Source organism: Synechococcus sp. R50.1, from assembly GCF_047462115.1.
Lineage (GTDB): Bacteria > Cyanobacteriota > Cyanobacteriia > Thermostichales > Thermostichaceae > Thermostichus.
The window spans coordinates 15,339-39,042 of record NZ_JANSIN010000024.1 but is presented as its reverse complement, the minus strand read 5'-3'; the positions used below and the strand labels follow the sequence as shown (position 1 = coordinate 39,042).

General features: G+C 58.7%; 23 protein-coding genes and 1 pseudogene. 8 read left to right on the top strand and 16 right to left on the bottom strand.

Annotated elements, in window-relative coordinates; all coding sequences use genetic code 11:
- A pseudogene (locus NW870_RS07860) lies at positions 1-479 on the bottom strand (RNA-guided endonuclease TnpB family protein); the annotation flags it as partial.
- A 276-nt stretch (positions 480-755) separates the two neighbouring features.
- Here NW870_RS07860 and NW870_RS07855 point away from each other — a divergent pair.
- The gene (locus NW870_RS07855; protein WP_414374744.1) at positions 756-1,196 is read left to right on the top strand and encodes a LapA family protein; all 441 of its coding nucleotides are present in this window, start codon (positions 756-758) and stop codon (positions 1,194-1,196) included.
- Positions 1,184-2,080, top strand: a complete 897-nt coding sequence (locus tag NW870_RS07850; RefSeq protein ID WP_011432786.1) for a sulfatase-like hydrolase/transferase — start codon at positions 1,184-1,186, stop codon at positions 2,078-2,080. Before NW870_RS07855 ends, NW870_RS07850 begins: the two co-directional genes overlap by 13 nt.
- A 153-nt stretch (positions 2,081-2,233) precedes the next feature.
- On the opposite strand, the gene NW870_RS07845 is transcribed toward NW870_RS07850, so the two are convergent.
- The 4 genes from NW870_RS07845 to NW870_RS07830 all read right to left on the bottom strand — a co-directional run bounded on the left by NW870_RS07845 (position 2,234) and on the right by NW870_RS07830 (position 7,254).
- Positions 2,234-3,382 (bottom strand): AI-2E family transporter, encoded by a 1,149-nt coding sequence (locus NW870_RS07845; protein ID WP_414341734.1) that lies wholly within the window; start codon positions 3,380-3,382, stop codon positions 2,234-2,236.
- 32 nt (positions 3,383-3,414) lie between these two features.
- Positions 3,415-4,191 (bottom strand): enoyl-ACP reductase FabI, encoded by a 777-nt coding sequence (fabI, locus tag NW870_RS07840; RefSeq protein WP_011432788.1) that lies wholly within the window; start codon positions 4,189-4,191, stop codon positions 3,415-3,417.
- A 219-nt stretch (positions 4,192-4,410) separates the two neighbouring features.
- Positions 4,411-6,216: an aspartate--tRNA ligase gene (aspS, locus tag NW870_RS07835; RefSeq protein ID WP_011432789.1), complete on the bottom strand. Its 1,806-nt coding sequence runs from the start codon at positions 6,214-6,216 to the stop codon at positions 4,411-4,413.
- 72 nt (positions 6,217-6,288) lie between these two features.
- Positions 6,289-7,254, bottom strand: a complete 966-nt coding sequence (locus NW870_RS07830) for a metal ABC transporter solute-binding protein, Zn/Mn family (RefSeq protein WP_414374742.1) — start codon at positions 7,252-7,254, stop codon at positions 6,289-6,291.
- 59 nt (positions 7,255-7,313) lie between these two features.
- Between NW870_RS07830 and NW870_RS07825 the strand changes: the two genes are divergently transcribed.
- Complete coding sequence (locus tag NW870_RS07825; RefSeq protein WP_414374740.1) at positions 7,314-8,075, top strand: metal ABC transporter ATP-binding protein; 762 nt, start codon at positions 7,314-7,316, stop codon at positions 8,073-8,075.
- Between the two features lie 24 nt (positions 8,076-8,099).
- Positions 8,100-8,933, top strand: a complete 834-nt coding sequence (locus NW870_RS07820) for a metal ABC transporter permease (protein ID WP_414374738.1) — start codon at positions 8,100-8,102, stop codon at positions 8,931-8,933.
- 68 nt (positions 8,934-9,001) lie between these two features.
- Here the strand turns inward: NW870_RS07820 and NW870_RS07815 are convergent, their stop codons facing one another.
- The 3 genes from NW870_RS07815 to NW870_RS07805 form a co-directional block, all read right to left on the bottom strand.
- Positions 9,002-9,286 (bottom strand): RNA recognition motif domain-containing protein, encoded by a 285-nt coding sequence (locus NW870_RS07815; protein ID WP_011432793.1) that lies wholly within the window; start codon positions 9,284-9,286, stop codon positions 9,002-9,004.
- Positions 9,287-9,482: 196 nt separating this feature from the next.
- Positions 9,483-10,265, bottom strand: a complete 783-nt coding sequence (gene rsmG, locus NW870_RS07810) for a 16S rRNA (guanine(527)-N(7))-methyltransferase RsmG (RefSeq protein ID WP_414374737.1) — start codon at positions 10,263-10,265, stop codon at positions 9,483-9,485.
- Positions 10,262-11,251 carry a hypothetical protein gene (locus NW870_RS07805; RefSeq protein WP_414341740.1) on the bottom strand — a complete coding sequence of 330 codons (990 nt, stop codon included), beginning with the start codon at positions 11,249-11,251 and terminating at the stop codon, positions 10,262-10,264. The genes rsmG and NW870_RS07805 overlap by 4 nt, the downstream gene beginning before the upstream one ends.
- Before the next feature lie 420 nt (positions 11,252-11,671).
- Between NW870_RS07805 and guaA the strand changes: the two genes are divergently transcribed.
- The gene (gene guaA, locus NW870_RS07800) at positions 11,672-13,222 is read left to right on the top strand and encodes a glutamine-hydrolyzing GMP synthase (protein ID WP_414331898.1); all 1,551 of its coding nucleotides are present in this window, start codon (positions 11,672-11,674) and stop codon (positions 13,220-13,222) included.
- Between the two features lie 45 nt (positions 13,223-13,267).
- Here guaA and NW870_RS07795 read toward each other — a convergent pair whose 3' ends face one another.
- The 5 genes from NW870_RS07795 to NW870_RS07775 all read right to left on the bottom strand — a co-directional run bounded on the left by NW870_RS07795 (position 13,268) and on the right by NW870_RS07775 (position 17,021).
- Entirely contained in the window at positions 13,268-13,489 is a 222-nt protein-coding gene (locus tag NW870_RS07795; RefSeq protein WP_011432797.1) for a hypothetical protein, read from the bottom strand.
- A gap of 2 nt (positions 13,490-13,491) precedes the next feature.
- Positions 13,492-13,818 (bottom strand): hypothetical protein, encoded by a 327-nt coding sequence (locus tag NW870_RS07790; protein ID WP_238376924.1) that lies wholly within the window; start codon positions 13,816-13,818, stop codon positions 13,492-13,494.
- 91 nt (positions 13,819-13,909) lie between these two features.
- On the bottom strand, positions 13,910-14,947 hold the full coding sequence (locus NW870_RS07785; RefSeq protein WP_414374735.1) for a CobW family GTP-binding protein: 1,038 nt from the start codon (positions 14,945-14,947) through the stop codon (positions 13,910-13,912).
- Positions 14,948-15,355: 408 nt separating this feature from the next.
- Positions 15,356-16,303 (bottom strand): DUF4335 domain-containing protein, encoded by a 948-nt coding sequence (locus NW870_RS07780; protein WP_414374734.1) that lies wholly within the window; start codon positions 16,301-16,303, stop codon positions 15,356-15,358.
- 73 nt (positions 16,304-16,376) lie between these two features.
- Positions 16,377-17,021 carry a DUF3038 domain-containing protein gene (locus tag NW870_RS07775; RefSeq protein ID WP_414341745.1) on the bottom strand — a complete coding sequence of 215 codons (645 nt, stop codon included), beginning with the start codon at positions 17,019-17,021 and terminating at the stop codon, positions 16,377-16,379.
- A gap of 124 nt (positions 17,022-17,145) precedes the next feature.
- Between NW870_RS07775 and NW870_RS07770 the strand changes: the two genes are divergently transcribed.
- A complete protein-coding gene (locus NW870_RS07770; protein ID WP_414357796.1) occupies positions 17,146-17,367 on the top strand; it encodes a hypothetical protein in 222 nt (73 codons plus the stop codon).
- 54 nt (positions 17,368-17,421) lie between these two features.
- Here the strand turns inward: NW870_RS07770 and NW870_RS07765 are convergent, their stop codons facing one another.
- Positions 17,422-18,276 carry a sulfite exporter TauE/SafE family protein gene (locus tag NW870_RS07765; RefSeq protein ID WP_414374732.1) on the bottom strand — a complete coding sequence of 285 codons (855 nt, stop codon included), beginning with the start codon at positions 18,274-18,276 and terminating at the stop codon, positions 17,422-17,424.
- 327 nt (positions 18,277-18,603) lie between these two features.
- Between NW870_RS07765 and NW870_RS07760 the strand changes: the two genes are divergently transcribed.
- Positions 18,604-20,322: a transglutaminase domain-containing protein gene (locus NW870_RS07760; protein WP_414374731.1), complete on the top strand. Its 1,719-nt coding sequence runs from the start codon at positions 18,604-18,606 to the stop codon at positions 20,320-20,322.
- Positions 20,323-20,354: 32 nt separating this feature from the next.
- On the top strand, positions 20,355-20,870 hold the full coding sequence (locus NW870_RS07755; RefSeq protein WP_414351541.1) for a Uma2 family endonuclease: 516 nt from the start codon (positions 20,355-20,357) through the stop codon (positions 20,868-20,870).
- 61 nt (positions 20,871-20,931) lie between these two features.
- Here the strand turns inward: NW870_RS07755 and NW870_RS07750 are convergent, their stop codons facing one another.
- Both NW870_RS07750 and NW870_RS07745 read right to left on the bottom strand, forming a co-directional pair.
- Complete coding sequence (locus NW870_RS07750; protein WP_011432295.1) at positions 20,932-21,996, bottom strand: Gfo/Idh/MocA family protein; 1,065 nt, start codon at positions 21,994-21,996, stop codon at positions 20,932-20,934.
- A 109-nt stretch (positions 21,997-22,105) separates the two neighbouring features.
- Positions 22,106-23,683: a phospholipid carrier-dependent glycosyltransferase gene (locus NW870_RS07745; RefSeq protein WP_414374730.1), complete on the bottom strand. Its 1,578-nt coding sequence runs from the start codon at positions 23,681-23,683 to the stop codon at positions 22,106-22,108.
- Positions 23,684-23,704 lie beyond the last annotated feature (21 nt).

The following is a 23,704-nucleotide window of genomic DNA, read 5'->3' as shown; positions in this document are numbered from 1 at the left end:
ACGCAAATCTGGATGTAGTAGGAGCCATCCTTCCGCTGGACTAGGGTGGCCGATTTGGGGTTAGAGCCAGCCAGCATCCCACGCTGGTAGTTACCAATGGCTAGCTCAAAGCGTTCTCTCCCTTCCACCGTGGTCAGCGACACCGTCCAGTCTTTCTCGCGGAATGAAAAGATACGTGCGTCGTAGGTAACGAACCCACGCTTGAACTCTTGGACTGGACGGTTACGCTGTCTCGCCGCTTTGCGGGCGCCGGCCACCCGTCTGCACACCTGCTGGGCCAAGTTGCTAGACAAGCCGAATCGGGCGCGAATCTCGTAGTAGCAAAGGGACTGCAGTTTGACCGCGTTGACGATCTTCTCCGGCGTGTTCTGGTTGACCCAGTTCAAGGCTTGGCCAAAAGCCTCCATCGTCGCGTCCAATTTAGCGGCTTGCGACGGGGACACCTTGAGCTTGCAGGAGATGGTCAGGATTTGGCTCATAAGTTCATTGTACTTCATCAAAGCGCATTCCTCCCGACACTGACCCTACGGGTACAGTGCGGGGCTCCTGCGCTAGTAAGCTGAAGCGCGCCTTAGGGAGAGGGCTAATGGCTGTTGAGAACAACTCCGCTTGAGCTTCCAGCGTCTTTGCTGCCAGGCCAGTGGAGAAAGGGAAGAATGGTAGCCTAATCAAAGGGTAGGGTTGAGGCCATGCAAGAATTTCGTCCCGCTAACGCGATCAGAAACCTTCGCTTCATACTCCTGGGCTTGTGGATCTTGAGCCTGCTCGTTCTCCTCATCCAAAACTGGGGATCCCCGGCAAGGGTTGTGGTGGGTGGGCAATCGGGATCCCCGATTCCTTTGTCGTTGGTGCTGTTGGCCTCCTATGGAGCAGGGATGGGGCTGGGATTTTTGTATGTAGGCTCCTGGCGATTGCACGACCGGGTGTTCCAGCGACAGGCAATCCGTAAGTTAACTCAGTTGAGCGACCGAGTTCGCTTTTTGGAAGCCCAGCTGATTCCCCCCGACCACTATTTGCCCCAAGATCTGCCGGAGTACGAGCCGGATCCCCAAGCAGGCCGCTATTCCTATTCCAATATCCCGCCGGAACGCATTCGCGATCCCGCTCCTGAGGACGACGATGCGGCAGCAGCTCCCAACTGGCGGATTGTCCAGCGGCCCTACGCCGACGAGGAGGAGGAAGGATGGGATTCCTAAACTGGTGGAAATCGTCTGCCGCTCCTGCGTCTGAGCCCGACCCCCGCCCTGAACCGCGGGGACAGAACAACTATCTGCTCATCGTCCTAGACAGTTGCCGCTTCGACAGCCTGCTGGCGGCCAACCCCAAGCACTTGCTGAAGTTGGGCCCTCTGGAAAAGCGCTGGAGCTACGCTTCCTGGACGGCCCCTGCCCATTACAACCTGCTCATGGGCCTGCTGCCCCACACCAGCCCCATCCACGTTTTTGCGTCCGAGCACTACAAGCAAGATTATCTGCGCTACAACGAGCGGCTCGGCACCCGGCAACCCATTGAGTTCAAGCATCTGCTGCCTCATCTCTATTTGCCGACGCTGCTGAAGCATCAACTGGGCTACACCACCCACGCCATGGTCTCCATGCCGGTGCTCAACCCCAGCACGCTGCTGAATCGGGATTTCGATTCCTACCGCCTCATGCCCCAGCACAACGATATGGCGGCCATGGTGGAACAGTTGCGCTTCGAGCCGGATCGCCCCAGCTTTTACCTGTTAAACGTGGGCGAAACTCACTATCCCTACGCGCTGCCCGATGAGGATCCCAGCTTGTGGCCCCGCATCTCGGGGGTGAATGGGGTGTTGAAGCGGCTGGATGAAGGAGAAGAGGACGGGATCCCCTTTTTCGATTCGGCCCAGTTGGAAGAGCTACGGCAGCGACAGATCCAGGCGGTGCGCTACCTGGATGGGATCTTTGAACAGCTGTTCGACCTGGTTCCCAAAAACACCTACATCACGGTTACAGCCGATCACGGCGAACTGTTTGGGGAGGGAGGCTACTTCGGCCACGGCCCTATCCACCACGAAAAAGTGCTGGAGGTGCCTTTTATCGAGGGCAAAATTCGCTAGGATGAGGCCCTCACCCCCAGCCCCTCTCCCTGAGGACAAGGGTGGCCATCGATAGCCCAGCAACTGGGCTTACCAGGATTGAGCCTCTGTTTGCCTGCCGGTTAACGCGATCGCCTGAATCGCATGGGCAGAGCCTCTTCCCTTTTGGAGCAGCTAGATCTGCTGGGTCTCCGGCTTGGGCAGGGTAGGATCCCGGCGGGGTTCGCCGTTGGCGCTACTCGGACGGAGCCCTTGCGGGGATCCTTTTACACCGGAACCCAACCCATCTTCGGCGGCCAGGTCGGCAGAGCGGGCGATCTCGTAAAGGCTTTTCACCACACTGCTGAGGGGAATGGCGACGATCACGCCCAGGATGCCCCCCAGTTGCGCCCCCACCAACAGGGCAATCAAGATCCACACTGGATTTAGCCCGATCAGCTCTCCCATCAGGCGGGGGGCGATGACCCGATCCTTCACCTGCTGCACGATCAGGGAAACCAGCACCACTTTAAGGCTGAGCCAAATGTCCTGAAAGGCCAGCAACACCGCCGCCGCCCCAATGCCAATCACCCCCCCCACCAGGGGGATGACCTCCAGCAGGCCGATCAGCAGGCCAAACAGGAGCCCGAAAGGTACCCGCAAAAACCCAAAAACCGGCACCAGCATCAGGGCCATGATGAACCCCAACACCAACTGGCTGATGAGGAAGTTCTGAAAGCTGAGGGCTAGGGCTTCGCCGATGCGCGGCCCCCAAGGTTTGGGGAAGAGGCTGAGCAACCCCTGCCAGAACTGGCCCCCGTAGAGCAGCATGTAGAGGGCCAACACCAGCACCAGCACCAAGTCGATCACCTGGTTGAACGTACCCAGAAGGAGATCCAGGGATTGGCCGGCAATTTTCTCGGCGCTGGCCTGCAGGCGGTTGAGAAGGGTATTGACCAGCTCCGTCTGGCCAAGGTTGATGTTGCGCTCGGCGGCCCAAAGGCTAATCTGGTCGAGCCAATTTTGTAAGGTGTCCACCCACTCTGGGATCCGCGCCCCCAGCTGCACCACTTGCTTGGCCAAGACCGGCACCACGGCGATCCCCACCAAGACCAGCAGCACCACCGAGAGAGCAAAGACCAGGGTGACCGCCAAACCTCGACTGACCCGATAGCGCCGCAGCACCTGCACCGGGTAGTTGAGCAAAAAGGCCAGCACCGCCGCTGTCAGGATGGTGGTGAGCAAATGCCCAAACAGCCGACCTACCTGTATGGCCAGCCAGCCGCTGATGACGATCAAGATCCAGGTGAGCAGCAACCGCTGCAAGGGTGAGAAGCGATTCATGCCGGAGCCATCCCCAAGGGATCCCAAAGCGCTTAAAAACCCAGGATGCTATACCCACTATCCACGTAGATCACCTGGCCGGTAATGCCGCTGGCCAGGTCGCTGGCCAGAAAAGCCGCCACATTGCCCACCTCTATTTGAGTGACATTGCGCCGTAGGGGAGCTTTCTCCTCCACAGCATGCAGCATGGCATGAAAATCGGAAATGGCCGATGAGGCCAAGGTGCGGATTGGGCCGGCAGAAATGGCGTTCACCCGGATCCCGGCAGGGCCCAGCTCGGCAGCCAGGTAGCGGACACAGGTTTCCAGGCCCGCTTTGGTGACGGCAGCCATGTTGTAGTTGGGCACCACTCGCACTCCTCCCAAGTAGGTCAAGGTGAGGACACTGCTGCCGGATCTCAGTAGGGGCTTGGCAGCCCGGCAGAGGGCAATCAGGGAGTAGGTGCTCACATCCATGGCCAGGGCAAACCCCTCCCGCGAGATATCGCTGAAGTTGCCGCTCAGCTCCTCTTTTTTGACATAGGCCAGGCAGTGAACCAGAATATCGACCTGACCCCATTTTTCGGTTACCCCCTGAAACAGATCGCTGATCTGCTGATCGCTTTGCACGTCGCAGGGGAGGAGAAAATCTGGCTGCAAGGGATCCGTGAGTTGCTGAACTTTGGTTTTGAAGCGATCCCGCTCGTCCGGCAGATAGGTAACCCCTAGGCTGGCCCCCGCTTTGTGCAGTTGCTGAGCAATGCCCCAGGCAATGGAGCGCTCGTTGGCAATGCCGGTTACCAAGGCTTTCTTTCCCGTCAGCTGTAGCATGGCAAAAAAAGTAGGGGTGTATTCCTTTCTATCCTCCCACAGGTGGGAGCTGGGGCTGGGAGAAGGGATCCCAGGCACTCCTGAACTCCCGTTAAAAAGGCCCGGCTTTCACAATGAAAGTCCTTTTGGTTGAAAAGGAATATTGTCTGCTGGATCTCCGCAGCCCTGTTACCCGTGCCGAAATCATCGAGCACCCGTGGTCGTTGGAAGATACCTCCCTCAACCGGGCTGATAGGTGGAAGCAACGTGCAGTTCCTTGAGCTGCTTCGCCTCAACGCTGGAAGGAGCGCCGGTGAGCAAACATCGCGCCTGCTGGGTTTTGGGAAAGGCGATGACATCCCGGATGGAATCTTCCCCGGCCAGCAACATCACCAGCCGATCCAGGCCGTAGGCAATGCCGCCGTGGGGCGGGGTGCCATACTCAAAGGCTTCCAACAAAAAGCCAAACTTGTCCCGCGCCTGTTCGGGGGTGAGGCCAATCGCTTGAAAAACCTGCTCCTGAATTTCCCGCTGGTAAATCCGCAGGGATCCCCCTCCTACTTCCACGCCGTTCCACACCAGGTCATAAGCCTGGGCCCGCGCCGTTTTCAGGTCGGCCAAGTCGTCGGGGTGGGGGGCGGTAAAGGGGTGGTGCAGGGCTTCCAGGCGATTTTCTTCGGCGTTGAACTCAAACATGGGAAAGTCGGTGATCCAGAGGAGATTCAAGGCGTTCTCTGGGATCAAACCCAGCTCCTGGCCCAGGTGCAGCCGCAGCCGGCCCAAAGACTCGTTCACCACTGCCGCCGGCCCTGCCCCAAACAGCAACAGATCCCCTGGCTTGGCCTGGGTGAGATCCAGCAACCGCTTCTCCTGCTCGGGGCTCAAGCTCTCTTTCAGGGCGCCGATGGTATCGAGGCTGTCGGGCCGCACCCGGATAAAGGCCAAGCCGCCCGCCCCATACTGGGTGACCAGCTTGAACAGATCCCCGCCTGGTTTGATGCGGGTGTTGGAGATCTTTTCGTCGCCGCCGGGCACTGGCAGGATTTTGATCAAACCGCCCTCAGCCAGCACTTTGGCGAAGACTTTGAATCGGGATCCCTGAAACACCTCCGAAACATCCACCAACTCCATCCCAAAGCGGGTGTCAGGCTTGTCGGAGCCGTAGCGGGCCATGGCCTCGGCATAGGTCAGGCGCGGGAAGGGACGGGGCAGGTGGATCCCTTTGACAGTTTTGAAGATATGGCAGATCAGTCGCTCGTTGAGCTCCAGGATCCCTTCTTGATCCATGAAGCTCATCTCCATGTCCAACTGGGTGAACTCCGGCTGCCGATCCGCCCGCAGATCCTCATCCCGAAAGCAGCGGGCGATCTGGTAGTAGCGATCCACGCCAGCCACCATCAGCAGCTGCTTAAAGAGCTGGGGCGACTGCGGCAGGGCAAACCACTCGCCGGGGTTGACGCGGCTGGGCACCAGGTAGTCTCTGGCCCCTTCTGGGGTGGAGCGGGTGAGAATGGGAGTCTCCACCTCGACAAAGCCCTCCTCGTCTTCTAGGAAACGGCGGATGGCCTGGATGACCCGGTGGCGCAGTTGCAGGTTACGGGACATGCGCTCCCGCCGCAAATCCAGGTAGCGATAGCGCAGGCGGATCTCTTCTCGCACTTCCTCTGCTTCTTCTCCCGAGACGCTGAAGGGGAGCTGCTTGCCGACTGGACTGAGCACTTCCAACTGTTCGGCGTAGATCTCGACCTCGCCGGTGGCCAGGCGAGGGTTGAAGGAGTCGGGGGGCCGTTGCTGGACAGTTCCCGTTACCCGCACCACATATTCGTTGCGCACTTCCCCCGCCAGTGGATATGACTGCGGAGTTTTCTGCGGATCCGCCACCAGTTGCACAATGCCAGAGCGATCCCGCAAATCCAGAAAGATCACCCCCCCGTGGTCGCGGCGGCGGTCGATCCAGCCGTAGAGGGTGACGGTCTGGCCAATGTGGGCCGGGCGGACTTCGCCACAGTAGAGGGTGCGGGCCGGGCGATGGATGGCAGCAGGCATGGAAGAGGTGAGAGAACAAGGGTCTGAGCCCCTATCATACAAAACTCAGACCTCCTGCCTCGACTCAGCTTCTCAAGAGCATTCAGGGGATCCGCCCAAGGCTGCCACGATGGTGCAGGTGTTGAGGCGCATCATGGCGATGTAGGTTTCAGCACCGCTGCCTGCTTCCCCCAAAGAATCGGAGTACAGCTCCTGTTCCGCTACCTTGACTCCCGCTTCAGCGGCCACCGTTTGGATCAGGGCCGGGTTGAGGGTGGTCTCGGCAAAGACAGCCGGCACCTGTAGAGCGCGGATCTCCTCCACTAAGCGGGCCACTGTCTGGGCGCTGGGCTGTTCTTCGGTGCTGATCCCCAGCAAGGATCCCCCCATTTTCAGGCCGTAGGCTTGGGTGTAGTAGGCAAAGGCATCGTGAGTGGTCACCAAAACCCGGTTGGGAGGGGGGATGGTCTGAATTTGCTCCCCAATCCAGGCATGAAGCTCCTCCAGCTCTGCTCGATAGGCAGCAGCATTGGTTTGGAAGAAGGTCGCCTCGCCAGGCACCTGTTCCGCCAGCTCTTGGGCGATGCGCTCCACCATGCGGATGACGTTTTCCACATTGCCCCACACATGGGGGTCGGGAGTGGGGATCCCGTCCTCCTCATTGGTGACGATGGGATCGAGGATCTCGGCCAAGGCAACCCGCCGCGCTCCTTGGGCCGTGGCTTCGATGAGACGCATCAACCCCGGCTCCAGGTTGTAGCCGTTGTAAAACACCAAGTCTGCCCGCTCTAGGGCCATCCCATCCGCCGGTGCCGGCTCGTAGATGTGGGGATCCATTCCCGGCTGCAGCAGGCTGGTGAGCTGGATGCGATCTTGGCCCACCTGCTCCACCCAATCGGCGATCAGTGTGGTGGTGGCCACAACGCGGGGACGCGCCCATCCCGAACCGGCCAAGGCCAGAAAACTGCCGTTCCCGTCAGCGAGACAGAGTCCTATTGCCAAGCCGAAGGCTGCTACCCAACGGCGCCGCCCCCAAAGGAAGACAAGACTTTTGATCATCGTTTCATGGTTTAGATGTCCCTTTAGGGTACACTGGATTTACCGAAAATGAAAACAAAATGAAAAAGCAACTTCCTCCTCTCCCTCTTGGTCCGGCCAGGGGATCCCTGGTGGTGCGGGATCTGACGGTGTGTTACGGCAGCCTGCGGGTGCTGCAAGGGATCCAAGCTGAAATCGCGCCGGGGCGCATCACGGGCATCCTCGGGCCCAACGGAGCCGGCAAAAGTACGTTTCTCAGAGCGCTGCTGGGGTTGGTGCCGCTGGAACGGGGGGAAGTGCGCTACGGCGGGCAAGCGCTGTGGGGAGAGCAAGTGGCCTATGTACCCCAGCGCTCGGCCATCGACTGGTCGTTTCCCGCCACGGTGTGGGATGTAGTGTTGATGGGGCAGGTGAGAGCTGCTGGCTGGTTTCGCCGCATCGGGAAAAAGGGGCAGCAGCGGGCTGCTCAAGCCCTGGAGCGGGTGGGGATGGGGGCCTACCGGGATCGCCCCATTGGAAAGCTGTCGGGGGGACAACAGCAGCGGGTGTTCCTGGCGCGGGCCTTGGCGCAAGAAGCGGAGATCTACGCCCTTGACGAACCCTTTGCCGGGATCGACCAGCCCAGCGAAGCTATTTTGTTCCAGGTGTTGCGGGAGCTGGCAGATGCCGGCCACATCGTGATGGTGGTGCACCATGATTTGGGTCAGGCTTTGGCCCGCTTCGACGAAGTGCTCCTCCTCAACCGTGTCTTAATTGCCCAGGGATCCCCGCGGGAGGTGTTGCAGCCAGCGGTGTTGCAGCGGGCCTATGGCCGAGCCCTGCTGCTGGACTCAGCTGCCTAGGGAGAGTTTGAGGTCAACAACGTTATGGAATGGCTCTGGCACAGCCTGGCGGATCCCTTGAGTTTTGCCTTCATGCAACGGGCTCTGCTGGTGGCGGTGGCCGTCGGCATTCTCTGTGCCGTGGTGGGCAGCTATCTGCTGGTGCAAAGCTTGGCCCTCCTGGGGGATGCCATCAGCCATTCGCTGCTGCCGGGCCTGGCCATTGCCTACATGCTGGGCCTCAACCTGTTTGTGGGAGCCTTTGTGGCCGGTCTCCTCAGCGCCCTCTTAATTCAATGGATCCGCTCCGCCAGCCCCCTCAAGCCGGATGCAGCCATGGGGATCGTCTTTTCGGCCTTTTTTGCCTTGGGGATCCTGTTGATCACTTTGATCCAACGGCGGGCTCGCATCGATCTCAACCACTTCCTCTTCGGCAACCTCCTGGGGGTGAATGCTGTCGATGTGCTGACAGTGGTGGGCATCACCCTTTTGGTGTTGGGGTTAGTGGCCCTCTTCTTCAAGGAATTGACCTTTTACAGCTTCGATCCCTTGGGGGCCAAAGCAGCCGGCCTGCCCACCGAGCGGCTGGGGTGGGGGCTGATGGTGCTCACTTCCCTGACGTTGGTGGCCAGCATGAAGGCAGTGGGCTTGCTCTTAGTGTTGGCCATGCTGATCACGCCAGCGGCAACCGCCTATCTGGTGGTGCCTCGATTGCACCAGGTGATGCTGCTGGGATCCCTATTTGGGGTGAGCGCCAGCCTGTTGGGGATGTACGCCAGCTACTACCTCAATGTGGCCTCCGGCCCGGCCATCGTCCTGGTGGCCTCCGCCTGGTTTAGCCTGGCCTTTCTGGGCAGAGTGTTCTCAGGAACGCGCTAGAAACCAGGGATCGCAGGTCGGGATCCCTGGCTCAAACCTCATCTGAGGAAGGGTAGATGCATGTTAACTCAAAAGCGGGAAGAGCGGCCATCCCGACCGCCTGCGCTGGTCTGCCGAGGCAACGCCTTGTTGACCCTCAAATCCCGGCCCATCCAAGTAGCACCGTCCAGCTCGTCGATGGCCTTTTGCTCATCGGCTTCGTTTTCCAGTTCCACAAAGGCAAAACCTCGCTTACGGCCAGTCTCCCGATCCACCGGCAGCTTAATTTGCTTAACGGTGCCGTATTCGGCGAACACAAGTCGCAGGTCTTCTTCGCTGGCCTTGAAGGACAAGTTACCCACAAAAATGGTCATGGTGTAGCAAACTCCGAACCTTACCCTTTAGCGTTCAGTTCGGAGGCTCACCTGGTTAAACCATTCGCTCAATCCGAACCTCATGCCAACCACATCTTAGTCTTCCCAATGGCATTTGCAAAGCCATCCTTGCAGCTTTTTGTCCGAGAATTGGGAGAAGCTTTTGTAGCAAGATGGAAACTCAGGATCCTAACCTTCATGGGCGATTGCTTTGGCCCAACGGTTGGCGTTTGGGAGTGCCGGGAGAGCGGGGATAAGGAGGCGGCGTGGGGGCTACTTTCTCCAGCAGTAGGCAGTGGCGCACCCCACGGCTGCGGGGTGTGGTGAAGGCTTCTACATGGATCAGTTTTCCGCCCAGGAGCTCAAGGGCCTGCTCCAAAGTTTGGGCTTCTGCCTCGGTCCAATGGCCGCGATAGAGGATGGCGCGTCCCCCCACCTTGAGCAGAGGCAGGCAATACTCGGCGCAGGTCTCCGCCGAGGCCAGGGCCCTGGCCAGAGCAATATCATAGCTGCCCCGTTCCTGCGGGTCTTGCCCCCAAATTTCGGCCCGCTGAGCCACTGCCCGCGCTTGGGTGAGGGAGAGCCTTTGCAAGGTGTCCTGTACAAAGGCAATCTTGCGTTGGGTGCTGTCCAGCAAGGTAAAGCTGGCCTGAGGCAGGGCAATTTGGGCCGGGATCCCCGGAAACCCTGCCCCGGTGCCGATGTCGATCCCCCGCCAGGGCTGAGCTTGGATTGCCTCCCAGGATCCCAGCAGGCGTAGGCCCCGCAGCGAATCCCACAGGTGTTTCTCCCAAAAGTCGATGGGATCGGTGATGCGGGTCAGGTTCTGGGTTCGGTTTCCGGCCATCACCAGCGGATAGAGCTGTTGCAGTTGTTGCTGCTGCTGTTCAGAAGGCTGCCAACCCAGCTCCGCCAGCCAGCTTTCCCACAGGGCCTTGAGCTGTGGGGGCTCAGAGGAAGAAGCGTCAGCCTTCTTCATCCCAGGGATCCCAGTTTCAATCCAGCGGGGATGGCTCTGTCGGCCCAGCCTTTCAGCTCTTGGGTCAAGCCCTGCAAAGAACGGTCGGTGCCCAGCAGCTCTTGGTTTAAGCAAACCAACTCCTGCAAATCCAGCTCCTGACAGCTGGCCCAATCTTCCGCCAGCAAGTTAATCGGCTGCGGCTGAGCCTGAAGCAACTGATGAGAGGCCAACTCCAGCTCTACATTCAAAAGCACCTGCTCCAACCGCTCTACCCGCTCCTGCATTTGCGCCAGCAGGGCTGCCAACTGCTGACAGCAATGGTGAACCCGCTGAGCATAGACCTTGAGCGGCAGGGTCAGCGGCAGCAACGACTCAGACAACAGTTGAATCAGGTGCTGGGCTTCCAGTTCTTCCAGTTGCAGGTCTTGCCAAATGGCGTGGTAAAGATGGAGCGAAAGACGACAGGTTTCCAGGCGCTGGTAGCAGGGCTGTAATACAGAACCGCGCAGCTCCTGCAGATAGTCGGCCCACAGTTGCCCAGCCTCTACTACCCAACCTGTCTGGAAAAAACTCCACCCCTGGGCCAACAGCCAACTGATCAACAGGCCCGCCAACAATTGGTTTTTTTGTCGCAACAGGAAAGGCGAAAGGTGCTCTCCCCAAACGGCTAACCCCAGCCAGATCAGGGCAGCCAAAGTCAAATGGGGCAAGCTGATCATCTCGGCCAACAGCTGGGCAGACCAGCGCTGGCGCAGCATCCAGATCACCCCGGCGCCCAAGCTGTACAGCCCTCCCCCCAACAGCGGGATCAACACCAGCCACAGGGGTTGTCCCCTCCACAGGTGCGATAGTGACCCATCTTCGCCCAGCGCATCCCAACTGAGCAAGTACAAAGCCAGCAGAGCCAAAACCACGACCCAGCCCTGCTGTCGCTTGAGACGGCGGGCTAGAAGACGACGGCGGCGGCGCAGATAGGTTTGAAAGGACTCGGCAACAATCGACATAAAAAAATGGCACTGCGGATCCCTACCAATACCCCCACCGGCCTGGAGCGCTCCTTCACGATCATAAGTCTTAACTTTGCTAGGCCATCTGGCTTCTGTATTGCGTTGTTGGCGGGAGTCATGCCCAGCCGGTGGCCAGCTTTTTCAGGGGCTCATCAGGCGGTTTTTCGGCGAGACTCCTCCGAGAAGCGCTGTTTTCTCGGCAAGCCTGACAGAGGCTTTTTAGAGCAGGCAGCCGCGTGCAAGCTCTCCACCCCTGTTACCATGGAAGAGCCCTTAATGTTTCTTTCGTATCCATCGTATCCATAGCCAAGCTAGTCTCTTGGACCGGCTTTTTTATTGTGCACTGTGCCAGGTTTTGTGATCCCTTCTGCATCTCCTCCCAGTTCCGGCCTTTCCCCCCTCGAAGTGCAGCGCCAGATGATCGTCATTCTCGATTTTGGATCCCAGTACTCTGAGCTGATTGCCCGCCGCATTCGCGAAACCCACGTCTATTCGGAAATCCTTTCCTATCGCACCACTGCTGAGCAACTGCGGCAACTGCAACCGCAGGGCATTATCCTCTCCGGGGGCCCCAACTCGGTGTATGAGCCAGCCGCTCCGGTGTGTGACCCCGAGATTTGGAACCTAGGGATCCCGGTTCTGGGGGTGTGCTACGGCATGCAACTCATGGTGCAGCAGTTGGGGGGCAAGGTGGAAGCAGCCCAGAAGGGGGAATATGGCCGTGCCGCTCTGCACATTTTGGATCCCACCGACCTGCTCACCAACCTGCCGGAAAACAGCATCATGTGGATGAGCCACGGGGATTCGGTTACCGAACTGCCGCCGGGCTTTCACACCTTGGCCTCTACCGACAACACCCCCTGTGCCGCCATTGCCGATCCAAGGCGTCGTCTCTACGGGGTGCAATTTCATCCGGAGGTGGCCCACTCAGAGGCTGGCGCCTTTCTCATCCGCAACTTTGTCTATCACATCTGCGGTTGCGAGCCCACCTGGACAACGGCAGCTTTTCTGGAGGAAGCCATTCGAGAGGTACGTGCCCGTGTGGGCAACAAGAAGGTGCTCTTGGCTCTCTCAGGGGGGGTGGACAGCTCCACTTTGGCTTTTCTGCTGCACAAGGCCATCGGCGACCAGCTCACCTGCGTGTTCATCGACCAAGGGTTTATGCGCAAGGAAGAGCCCCAGCGGCTGCTGCGCCTTTTCCAAGAGCAATTTCACATTCCCGTCCACTACGTGGATGGCCAGGAGCGGTTTCTCCGGCAGTTGCAGGGGGTTACCGATCCCGAAGAAAAACGCAAACGAATTGGGGCAGAGTTTATTCGCGTGTTTGAGGAAGAATCCCAGCGGCTGGGTCCTTTTGAGTACTTAGCCCAAGGCACTCTCTACCCAGACGTGATCGAGTCTGCCAATACCCATGTGGATCCGGTTACTGGAGAACGCATTGCCGTCAAGATCAAAAGCCATCACAATGTCGGCGGCCTGCCCGAAAATCTGCGCTTTAAGCTGGTAGAGCCTTTGCGCAAGCTCTTCAAAGACGAGGTGCGGCAACTGGCCCGCTCTTTGGGTCTGCCGGAAGAGATTGTGGGCCGCCATCCTTTTCCGGGGCCGGGGCTGGCCATCCGCATTGTAGGCGAGGTTACCAAAGAACGGCTGGAAACCCTGCGAGAAGCGGACATGATCGTGCGGCAGGAGATCAACCGCTCCGGCTACTATCCCAAACTTTGGCAAGCCTTTGCCGTGCTGCTGCCAGAGGTGCGGTCGGTGGGGGTGATGGGGGATAAGCGCACCTATGCCTGCCCGGTGGTGGTGCGGCTGGTTACCAGCGAAGACGGTATGACCGCCGATTGGGCGCGAGTTCCCTACGACCTCTTGGCCACCATTTCCAACCGCATCGTCAACGAGGTGCCCGGCATCAACCGCGTGGTTTACGACATCACCTCCAAGCCCCCTGGCACCATCGAGTGGGAGTAGGCGGGATCCCTTGCGTCTGGCCTCGATTCCCGGCTGGATCGATGGCTACCTATGGCCAGCTTCCGGCAGGGAATAGGAAGGGCTTGAGCTGAAGGGCTGAGCGGCTTGGACTTCCATTCGGGCCAAAGTCGTAGCGGCATCCGCCAGTTGCAGAGCAAGGTTGGCACGGCTAATCGGATCCCGGGCATTCCAGAGATCCTGTCCCAAACAAAACACCCGATAGCGAAAGGCTTTGATCGAGCGCGATGGGATGACCTTGACAGTCATGGCTACAACCTCTTCTCCACAGAGACGTGAATAGTCAGCAGAACCCGCTCGGGCTCAAGGTAAACAAATGTTACCAAAACAACCTCGTCCTCAGAGGCAATACTGACCGGGCAGGTGGCTTTCGGGGGTTCCACCCGTTCATGCCGTACCCCCACAGTGTATTCTCCAATCGGCAGGTCATCAAATCCAGCGTCCGCATAGATCAACTCAATGGTTTCTTCTGCAATCAACTGCCCCTCTCGCTCCAGGAAACTGAGAAAAGGGATCCCATCGATGGAGGTGAGCGCGTTGTTGGCCTGGTTGCGGATCATCACGAAGATGTCGGACATGGAGAGTGGGCCATCACCTCAGGGCTTCATGATCGAGGCTGCTGGAACATTGCCCGACTGTTTTGAGCCTGGACTGCCGCCAATCCCTGATTCAGCGACCAAACCCTCGACCCCGCGTGGCCGGACGGGCAAGACAGGCTTGGAGTTTTTTCCGCAGCTGGGCTGTATCGAGGCGCTGACCGATGAGCACCAACTGGTTTTTGGGCTGGCGAGGCCAATCATCGCTGCTGAGGGTATAGCGCCGACCGCTGAGGTGAAAGATATGTCGCTCTGGGCTTTCCTCAAACCACAACACCCCTTTGGCACGAAAGACTGCATCGGGCAACTCGTTGAGAAAATTTTGGAAAGCATCCAAAGAGAAGGGCTGATCGCTCTCAAAGGCTAGGGAGTTAAAGCCGTCGGCCTCGATGTGACTGTGATGGGAGTGGTGGTGGTCATGATCGTGCTCATGGTCATGGTGGTCGTGACTGTCGTGATCATGGGCTTCTTCTTGGGGCAAGGAACTGGCCTGAAACAAATCGGTATCCAAGATTAGCTCCAGGGGAACTGCGCTGTTGACGGTGCGCAAAATGCGGGCATCTTCTTTGATCTCGCGGATGCGTTTTTCCAGACGCTCGATCTCGGCTTCCTCGACCAAATCGATTTTGTTGAGGAGAATCACATCCCCATAGGCAATTTGGCTATAGGCCACGTCGCTGTTGAACAGATCGGGGGCAAAGTTGGTGGCATCTACCAGGGTGATGATTGAGTCCAGCCGCGTCAGATCTCGCAATTCTGGCCCCAAAAAGGTGAGGGCAACCGGCAAGGGATCCGCCAATCCCGTAGTCTCCACCACCAGGTAGTCGATCTTGTCGGAACGTTCCATCAACCGCAACACGCTTTCGGCGATGTCGTCCCGGATGGTGCAGCAGATGCAGCCGTTGTTCAGCTCCACCAAGTCTTCTTCGCTGGAGACGATCAGTTCCGCATCGATGCTGATCTCGCCGAATTCGTTGACCAGCACCGCTGTGCGCATCCCTTTCTGGTTGTTGAGGATGTGGTTGAGAAGGGTGGTTTTCCCACTGCCCAAAAAACCTGTGATGATGGTGACAGGTAAGCCTCGCTTAGGCACTTCGATGGTTGCGGTCATAGAGTGGCAGCGATCCGATATAGAGGGAACTCTTCCACTTTATCCTCTTGTCCTCATTGCCCTAGCTGTCTGAAGCCGATTAAACCCTTCAGATGCGATCAGTAGAGCCTTTGCGCCTCGGCATTGGCGGCGTCGCCAGTGTGGCCCTGGCTCTCCCAACTCGGCGGCCTCTCTCTTTCTGGCTTACTCTTCAGGGTCAGATTGCTTCCTCTAATCCCCTGGCCCTGAAAGTAGGGTTATTTCGATTCAAACTGGGACAATGCACCCAACACCTAAAACGTTGAACGCAGGGGGCCAGAGAGCTGTTCTCAGTGGCCCACGGGTCTCACCCTAACCTGAAGTGACTATCGATAACATCCCTAGGTAGACTATAGTGCTGACCCACCCCAGCTTGGCCTGTCGGGATGCCTACCTGTCCTGGGTTACTTCCACCTGGTTGCCCGGCTCTAGGCTGACGCGGAACTGTTGGGCGCCTGTTGGCAAGGGATCCGGCGGTAGCTCCGGCAGGTTGGCAAAGGGGGTTTCGGCTCGGCGCTCTCGGGCAAGCTCATTCTCCGGCTCGGCGGCCAGGGGGGATCCCGTCTCATCTACAGTTACTCGATAGGCCAAGCTCTCCGGCAAATCGGGGGGAGACTGCCACTGCTCTGCCAAAATGTCTCGCAGACGGGAAAGGGGATCCGCCCCTGCTGCCTCTCTTCCCGCTGTTGGGTCAGATTCTTGGAGGGATGTGGCCAAAGGCTGCGATTGACCCGTCAAGGCAGGGATGGTGAGCTGCTCTTGCGGGGAAGGGGAAGCTGTGGGATCCCTAGGGGGGCGACTGGCCCAGATCCCAACACCGGCCACAACTGCGATCCCTCCCACCAGCAGGGCCGCGATCCCGGTGGGCTGTCGATACCAAGCCCGCGCCACCGGAGTTCCCAGATTGGCCAGTTGGGGAATGTCATCCGCCACCTGGGAGAGGTTCTCCAGCAGGTCGTACAACTGCGTCATCGACAAATCCACCTGCGCGATGCGATCTTCCCCTTGGCGCACCGTGAGACGATGAAAAATAAAATCAAGCGGACGGATGGCCACGGTACCGCTGAAGGTTCCCTTGGGTTCCCCACTCAAGTGGGATCCCACGTAGCGGTCGATTACGGTGATCAAATCGTTGAGCCAAACGTTATCGCCGTGTAAAGTTTTGACTGTCTCCCCCTGGCGGATTTCCAACTGACACTCGAAGCTGCGCTGGATGGCTTGCAGCGGCGGCGTTGCAGAGGAGTCTGAAGAATTGGAATCGGCAGGGGCTTCTCCCCGTACAGTCAGCGTAGAAGTGGGTTGTTGATAGGTGTGGCTAATCAGGGTGAGGCTGGGCATGGCAACTGCGGGCGAACAACACGGGTAGAGGGCTACAGAGGCGATAACAGAGGTGATAATTGACGAACCTGCCTCAAGAAGAGGGTGAGGTATCGGGGCCGGAGCTGTGGGCTACCCCCTCTTCTTCCAGATCGCTGCCGGCAGGCAAATCCATCTCAGGACGGCTGAGCAAGGCTTTCCACAGGCGCTGAGCGCCTTTCGGGCTACTGTAGAACATCAGCTCAATCAAGATGCGCAGGGCCAGCTCGGTGAGGCTATTCTCATCGCGCACGTCCCCATCCACCATGCGGCTGCGGTAGTGAGAGAGGAATTCATCCAAGTAATCTCCCACCAGCGGCTGACGGAAGGGGCTGAGCTCTTGATCGACAGCGGCTTCCAGTTGCTCCAAGGTGCTGCGGATACGGGCTTGTTGCTGAGCAGCCAGATAGGCAATCACCATCACCAGGGCGCGGGCCTCTTCGATATCGACCTTTTTGCGCCCACCGCTGCTGCGGCGCAAGGGGTTAGCATTGCGCAGTCGCCAGAGGGTCACCCGGTCGCCAATCTGCTCTTCCAAGTTGAGGGCTTTGGCTGCGGCCAGAACCGCTTCGGAACTTTCTCCGCTCAGGGACTCCAACCCCAGCAGTAGCAAGTCCAACTGGGCTTTGATGGTACCGGTGGCTGTGTTCAGGCCAACGGGCCGACTGTCTAACTGAATGTGCTTGTGTTCCACCGTCACGCCGTCAATGGGAGCTTTGGGTTTTGACGAAACTCTATGATCTCTTGTCCGAGCCAAACCTGCAACCTACCCCCCCGCGCTTGCAGGAAAAAAAGACTTTCTGGCCTTTGCTCTGGGCAAGGGCTTGGCTAACGGGATCCGACAGGCAGGGACTTATGTCTTTGTCGATCTGGAGAATCCTGTTGGCCAGCCCTATCTGGATGCCGAGGTGATTGCGGCGCTGGAATCGATTGCCGAAACCTTGAAGCTCTTTGGCAGCTACCCTGTGCATGACCCCTGCAAACAAGGTGCCCTATCCCAAACAGCAGGATCCCTGTCCTCTGAGGGGAAAGCGCGTCCAACGTAGAATCGAAATGACCAAGGACTGCTGTCTTGAGCGCTCAGGCAGACCAGGATCACTTCACAGGGCTCGGTAGCTTTGCCAAGCTTGCCAAAAAATGTAGAGAGAAAGGATGGTCAGAAAGCCCCGAAACAGCAGTCCGACGGTTTCATCGGGCAATTTGGGCAGGGTGCGTGTGCTGATCTGTACACCGATTAACCCCCCTGTCCCCAAGATCAAACCAGGGATCCAGAGCACATTTTGGTGGATAGTGCCGTCCCCCAACCCCAGGCCATTCCAGATCCAATCGCTGAGGCCCGCATGGCTGGCGGTGGCAGCAACTGCTGTGATTACAATGGCCCCCAGACTGGTCTGAATCGCCACTTTGATCGTCTCTTTCAGCAGCAGGATCTGCATTGGCACCAGGATCACCCCACCGCCGATGCCAAACAGCCCGGCCAACAAACCGGCAGCGCCACCGGTCAGGGCGCGGGCTAACCAGGGAGACATCTGTCCTGAGGACTTCGCACCACTGTCGCGAACAGCAGCAGGCGGGAACTCTGTCTCCAGGGCTTGGGTGGCCACCTTTTTGCGCAGCTCCACCAGATAAGTGTTGGCCAGCAGCAACACCCCGAAGGCTGTCAACAGCAGGTAGCTGGGAAGGCGACTGGCGATGATCGCCCCCACTTGGGCCGTAAGCAATGCGGGGATCCCCAGCAGGATCACCCGTTTCAGATCCAGCATGCCCATCCGCCAGTTTTGGATGCTGCCTGCAATCGAGGTCATAACGATGGAAAGGTTGCTGGTGGCTGCAGCTTGAACCGGTGGGATCCCCAAGCTGACCTGTAAGGGCACCAGGATCACGCCACCGCCAATGCCCAGCACCCCGGCCAGGATCCCTGCCACCAGGCCGCCAATTGCCAAGGCCAACTCCATCCCCTACCACTCCCCACCGCTGCTCTATCTTGCTGGCCAAAAAGCCGCCATCATCGTAACATTCTCCAGTCCTGGCAAGACTAGCAGGGATACATCGGTCGAGAAGCCTTGGGTGTGGGGTTGAAAAGAGGCGCATCATAATAATGTTGGACAGTCGTACTGATCTGGTGCGGATCGCGCTAGCGCGCCAACTTCTCCACAAGCAGGGAAGCCTTCATGGTTGCCATTCATCCGGCAAATGATCTAGGTGCTCTGAAAAATCCGGGTTCTACGGCAGAAGGATCCCAGCCCGCTTGGTGGCCTCAATCTGGGCAGCAACAGGGAACTGTGGCCCCTTTGCAACCGTTGGGGCTGGTCGCTTTGGAAGGTTTGGCCACCTGGGGAGATTGCCTACTCGGCTTGGATCGGGTGAGGGGCTATTTGGTGGAAATTCAAGAGCACAACACCCTGCTGCTCAATCCCCATCATGTCCATTCTTTCCAAGGCGCTTACGGTTTGTGGGTAGAGTCAGAAGGGGATCAAGCGTGGATTTGGCTCAGTCGGGAGCAAGAGGGGCAAATCTTGCGCATTCCCATGGCCGCTCTGCAGGAACCGGGATCCCTGGAAGCCTTTCCAGTGTGTAGCTGCCCCTGCCCCATCGAAGGGATCGCCCTCTGGATCGATCCCCACACGGGAAACTGCTACCTCTATGCCACCTGCTACAAACGGGGAAAAATCCTGCAACTGGATCCCAGCCGTGGCCTTATTGTGCAGGAGATGCCTGCCCCTGGGGTTGGCCGAGAACAGATTGCGGTGCAGGGAGACTACCTCTGGGTGAGCGATCGGGTGGAAGAGACGATCTACGTGCTGGAGCGCCAGACCGGGCGAGAACTGGCCCGCATCCTCACCCCTTCTCCTGGGCCGACAGGCTTGGCCTACTGGCGGGGGCAGCTCTGGGTAGCCTACGCCCACGAAGAAGCCTACATCCACGACAACCCCAACGCTCCAGATCCCTTGTCGGTGGCCCTGCGCGATAAAACCTGGGTGGCCCCCCTACGCCTGCGGCCTTTGGATCCCCCTAGCTCCCCCGACCCCTCTGGCGGCAGTGGAACCGAGGCCGAGGATTCCCCCATTGCCTGTCCGGTAGTTTTTCAGCCCCAGTGTCTGGGGGAACGCGCCACCTACACCCTCTCCCACGGCTATCGGGTGGAGCTGACCTATGTGGAAGAAATTGCCCAAGAAGAGCCGCGCTTCCTGCCCGATTTGGTCTGGCGAATTGCCTTGCCCTGCAACAGCCTTCGCCAACGGGTGCGCAGCCTGCACTGGGTAGGTCTGCCGTTTGAAGTGGAAGAGCAATCTGGCCAACAGGTGGCGGTGTTTTCGCTGGGATCCCTGGGGGCCCATGAGGTGCGCTTGTTTGGCTGGCGGGCGGTGCTGGATCTCTACAGTATCAAGTACTGCATCGATCCACTGGATGTAGAGGCTGCCGTTTTGCCCAGGGAGCTGCGGGATCGCTACTTGGTGGACGATGACTACCTGGCCATGGACACCTCGATTGTCCGAGAGGCAGCGCGGCTGGCCGTTGGCAGCGAGACCAACTTGCTGCGCAAAATGCTCAATATCCGGGCCTATGTTTACGACAAGCTCTCCTACCGGGTCACCTCTCGCATTGATCCGCCGGATGAGGTTTTGCGGCGTGGCTCCGGTTCTTGTGGCGAATATGTGGGGGTGCTGTTGGCTTTGGCCCGCCTCAATGGGATCCCTTGCCGCACGGTGGGGCGCTACAAATGTCCTCCCCATCCAGAACTGAAAGGGATCCCACTGTTTCCCCAGTACAACCACGTGTGGATTGAGTTTTATCTGCCCGGCTGGGGTTGGGTGCCGATGGAGTCGAACCCCGACGATCGGGGGGAGCGCCCCTATTCGCAGCGCTACTTCATGGGCTTGCCCTGGACCCATGCCGAGATCGCCAAAGGGATCCCTTTCGAGACGATCAACACCGACCAAGCCTCAATTGGGGAGCTGGCCATTAACCATGTGCAGTTTCGCATCTTAGAAGAAATTTGAAAGGCGAATAGAGTGAGAAAACGGGCCTGAGATTGGCCAACACTGCTCCGGGAGTGATTTTTGCCGAAGATAACAATGTGGCTCCTGATGTGGTGTGGGTAAGCCGCTCTCGACTGAGAACAGCGTTAGGGGCGGATGGCAAACTCCACAGTGCCCCAGAATCGGCGGTAGGAGTGCTGAGCCCTGGAGCTCGCAATATTGGCCAAGATAAGCAAACTAAGCTCAAGCTTTACAGTCGGCGTGGGGTACAGGAGTATTGGGCGGTGGACTGGCAACAGCAACAAGCGGAAGTCTACGGAAGTCTACCGACGCCATCAAGGGCAGTTGGTGCTGATCAAAACTTGCTTGGGAAAGATGAATTGGACTCGAATTGGACTCGCCGTTGCTGCCGGGGCTTGCGTGCCCGATTTCACAGCTGTGGATGCCACCTCTTGCCTGAGTCTGGTGGGAGCCCCATTGCTCGCTCGAAAAGCTGCCACCCGAATGGGGAGCTGTCAATAGAGCTGCACTCCGCGGGCGCGAATGTCGCTTTTTCTTCCCCAGCCTGATGCTGGAATGGCTATGGGCCAACAACAGGGCTCTGCCCCCATCTGAGGCTTGCGTTAAAGACTAGGATAGGAGACTACGGCGGGGCTTGGCTTCGCTCCAGGCACATCCATCCAAAGCAATCCGCTCTACCTCCGAGGCCAGCCTCAATGCTTTCAGGGCCTGTTCCCCACCCACAGAAGGTTGGTTGCCCCCCCGCACGCAATTGATGAAGTGCTCCAGTTCGGCATGCAGCTTGTCGATATTGTCGGTGTGGACTTTCTCAATCAAACAATCCCGCTGGTAGGGCATTTGGCCGTAGTCGCTGGTGCTGCCGACGGATCCCTGGCGGTACACCGAGATCTCATTGTGTAGAAAATCTGCTTCTACCAAGGCATTCTTGCAGTGGACGGCAATTTTGCGCACCTTGCGGTGGGTGACCTTGCTGGCAGTGAGGGTGGCGATGGCACCGTTGGCAAAAGTGAGAGTAGCCGTGACGTAGTCCAGGTAGCCCAGCTTGGAGATGCGGTTGCCGCTGGCGGTAATCTGAGTCACGGGAGATGGGATCAGCTCCAGCAACAGATCGATGTCGTGGATCATCAAGTCGAATACCACCGACACATCGCTGGCGCGGTCGGAATAGGGGCTGAGACGGTGAGCCTCGAAAGCCAGAGGTTCTTCACTTTGCAAGACTTGGCCCAGCTTTTGGAAAACAGGGCTGAAGCGCTCGATGTGCCCCACCTGCAAAATACAATTGCAATCGGCAGCTCGGTTCACCAGCGATTCTGCTTCGCTGATGCTGGCAGCGATGGGCTTTTCGATCAGCACATGTACCCCGGCCTCCAGGCAGGCCATACCCACCTCGTGGTGCAAAACCGTCGGCACGGCAATGGCCACGGCAGCTACATGGGGCAGCAGATCGCGGTAGTCCTCATAGAAATGAACGCGGTGGCGGCTGGCCACATCCAATCCCCGTTCCACGTTGATATCCGCTACCCCCACGACCCGCACATCCTTCATCAGGCTGAAAACGCGGGTGTGGTGCTGGCCCATGTTGCCTACCCCGATCACCCCAACCGGGACAGCTTGCTCTGAATAAGCCAGTGGACGGCGGGGAGAGTTGGCAGAACTCGGGCAAGATCGGGCCATGACGTTTCCACTACCTCCACCACAAGGGTTTCGCGAACCTCGCTCCATCTTTCGGTAACGGAGCGCCGCATTTCACGAAACAAACTTCACAAAGCTTACCATGCCTCCCTTAGATCCAGTTCAAGCCGGGGATGGGCGGCAGGTGCAGCGGGGGCTGTTGGCAGGATTGGGGGCTGAAACAGAACAGCGGCACCGGGCTAGAGCGAAACCACATGCGGGCGTAGAATCCGCTTGGACTGAGGGGCAGGCCAAGCCAAACGGGGAAAAAGAAGACAAAGGACGCCAAAACCAAGGCCACCGCCGTGATGCTCGCCCCGCGCCAAAAGCGGCGATAGCTCTGCCAGCCCAGCAGCACCAACCAAGCCAGGGCTAGGGTGCTAAACGCCAGAGCGCTCATGTAGTGGTAGATAAAAACGCAGCGGCTGACCCTAAACCAAGGCAGGTAATTGGCCGCATAGCCAATCAAAATGAAGGCTTCGAGACCGTGAAAGTGGCGGATCCCTCGCCAGACAAGCACCAAGATGGATCCCGTCCCCAGCCACCACAGCCAAGGATTGCCCAAGCCATGAACAGCTTGCCAGAGGTTGCCCTGACTGCCGAAGTAGTAGGCCACGGGGCGGCCCAGAATTGGCCAGGACCAAGCTCCTGCCGAGGCCAAGGGCGTAGTCAGCCAAGGACGCAAAGCCGGGAACCAAGCCACCAGGGATCGCAAGCTGGTGGAGCAGTAGGGGTGAACAGGGGTCTCTTCGTTCACCACCAGGTGGGCTGCCATGTGGCCGCCGTAGATGGATTGGTTGATGAGCACCAGGGATCGGAAATAATTCTGGATGCCCGTCCAGCTCCAATCCAGAGTTAGTCCCTGTTGGGGATTCAGCTGCAGGTGCGGGATCCACTGAATGGCATAAAAGGCCAGCGGAGCGAGGATGAAGCAGAACGCATAGTGCCACCAGCGCAGATGACGAATCTGGCTCAAAATGCCCAACCGTGGGATCCACTGCGGGCGCAGCCAGACCACTCCCCAGACGAGGATCCCCAACAGAGCAAACATGAAGGCAAACCAGAGGCCATTCCACTTCACCGAAGCTGCCGCCCCCAACAGGATCCCGGAGCAAGCAAAGTGAGCAGCCCGTCGCCAACCTTGGTCTTCTAGACCTCTCAGCAACAGAATGGTCGCTGCCAGCCCAAAGGCTACCAGATACACGTTGATCAGGCCAAAGCGGGATTCCACCAGAAACACCCCATCGGTCAGCAGCAAAACCCCGCTCAACAGAGCAAAGCCCACGTGGTAGGTGAGGCGGTAGGCTAAACCGGTCAGCAACAGCGGGATCAGGGATCCGCAAAAAGCAGTGGCGAAGCGGAATCCCCACTCGTTGCGGCCAAACACCTGAATGCTAAGGGCAATGAAGTACTTGCCCAAGGGAGGATGCACATCGTAAAAAGGCTTGCCATCCAGGTAGTTCTGGGCAAACTCCGGGAAGTACACCTCATCGAACACAGGTGCCGGGAACTCGTCCAGCCGCCACAGGCGCAACCCCAGACCCACCAGAAAGATCCCCAGCGCTCCCCATACCAGCCACTGTCGGGATCCCACAGCACTGTGCGGGGATCCGAGGATGGGCACAGCTAGCAGCAAGCTGCCCTGAGACCGCTCCGGCCCGGGGTCAATGGGGGTTGGCTCTCCAGTCATGGATAGGGCACTCTCAACACT

Coding starts and splice junctions, on each gene's coding strand:
- NW870_RS07790 (WP_238376924.1), bottom strand. CDS start 13,818: ATGTCCGACATCTTCGTGATGATCCGCAACCAGGCCAACAACGCGCTC.
- NW870_RS07830 (WP_414374742.1), bottom strand. CDS start 7,254: ATGATCAAAAGTCTTGTCTTCCTTTGGGGGCGGCGCCGTTGGGTAGCA.
- NW870_RS07845 (WP_414341734.1), bottom strand. CDS start 3,382: ATGAATCGCTTCTCACCCTTGCAGCGGTTGCTGCTCACCTGGATCTTG.
- NW870_RS07750 (WP_011432295.1), bottom strand. CDS start 21,996: ATGGCCCGATCTTGCCCGAGTTCTGCCAACTCTCCCCGCCGTCCACTG.
- NW870_RS07850 (WP_011432786.1), top strand. CDS start 1,184: ATGGGATTCCTAAACTGGTGGAAATCGTCTGCCGCTCCTGCGTCTGAG.
- NW870_RS07805 (WP_414341740.1), bottom strand. CDS start 11,251: ATGTCGATTGTTGCCGAGTCCTTTCAAACCTATCTGCGCCGCCGCCGT.
- NW870_RS07795 (WP_011432797.1), bottom strand. CDS start 13,489: ATGACTGTCAAGGTCATCCCATCGCGCTCGATCAAAGCCTTTCGCTAT.
- fabI (WP_011432788.1), bottom strand. CDS start 4,191: ATGCTACAGCTGACGGGAAAGAAAGCCTTGGTAACCGGCATTGCCAAC.
- NW870_RS07825 (WP_414374740.1), top strand. CDS start 7,314: ATGAAAAAGCAACTTCCTCCTCTCCCTCTTGGTCCGGCCAGGGGATCC.
- guaA (WP_414331898.1), top strand. CDS start 11,672: ATGATCGTCATTCTCGATTTTGGATCCCAGTACTCTGAGCTGATTGCC.
- rsmG (WP_414374737.1), bottom strand. CDS start 10,265: ATGAAGAAGGCTGACGCTTCTTCCTCTGAGCCCCCACAGCTCAAGGCC.
- NW870_RS07815 (WP_011432793.1), bottom strand. CDS start 9,286: ATGACCATTTTTGTGGGTAACTTGTCCTTCAAGGCCAGCGAAGAAGAC.
- aspS (WP_011432789.1), bottom strand. CDS start 6,216: ATGCCTGCTGCCATCCATCGCCCGGCCCGCACCCTCTACTGTGGCGAA.
- NW870_RS07780 (WP_414374734.1), bottom strand. CDS start 16,303: ATGCCCAGCCTCACCCTGATTAGCCACACCTATCAACAACCCACTTCT.
- NW870_RS07745 (WP_414374730.1), bottom strand. CDS start 23,683: ATGACTGGAGAGCCAACCCCCATTGACCCCGGGCCGGAGCGGTCTCAG.
- NW870_RS07820 (WP_414374738.1), top strand. CDS start 8,100: ATGGAATGGCTCTGGCACAGCCTGGCGGATCCCTTGAGTTTTGCCTTC.
- NW870_RS07785 (WP_414374735.1), bottom strand. CDS start 14,947: ATGACCGCAACCATCGAAGTGCCTAAGCGAGGCTTACCTGTCACCATC.
- NW870_RS07765 (WP_414374732.1), bottom strand. CDS start 18,276: ATGGAGTTGGCCTTGGCAATTGGCGGCCTGGTGGCAGGGATCCTGGCC.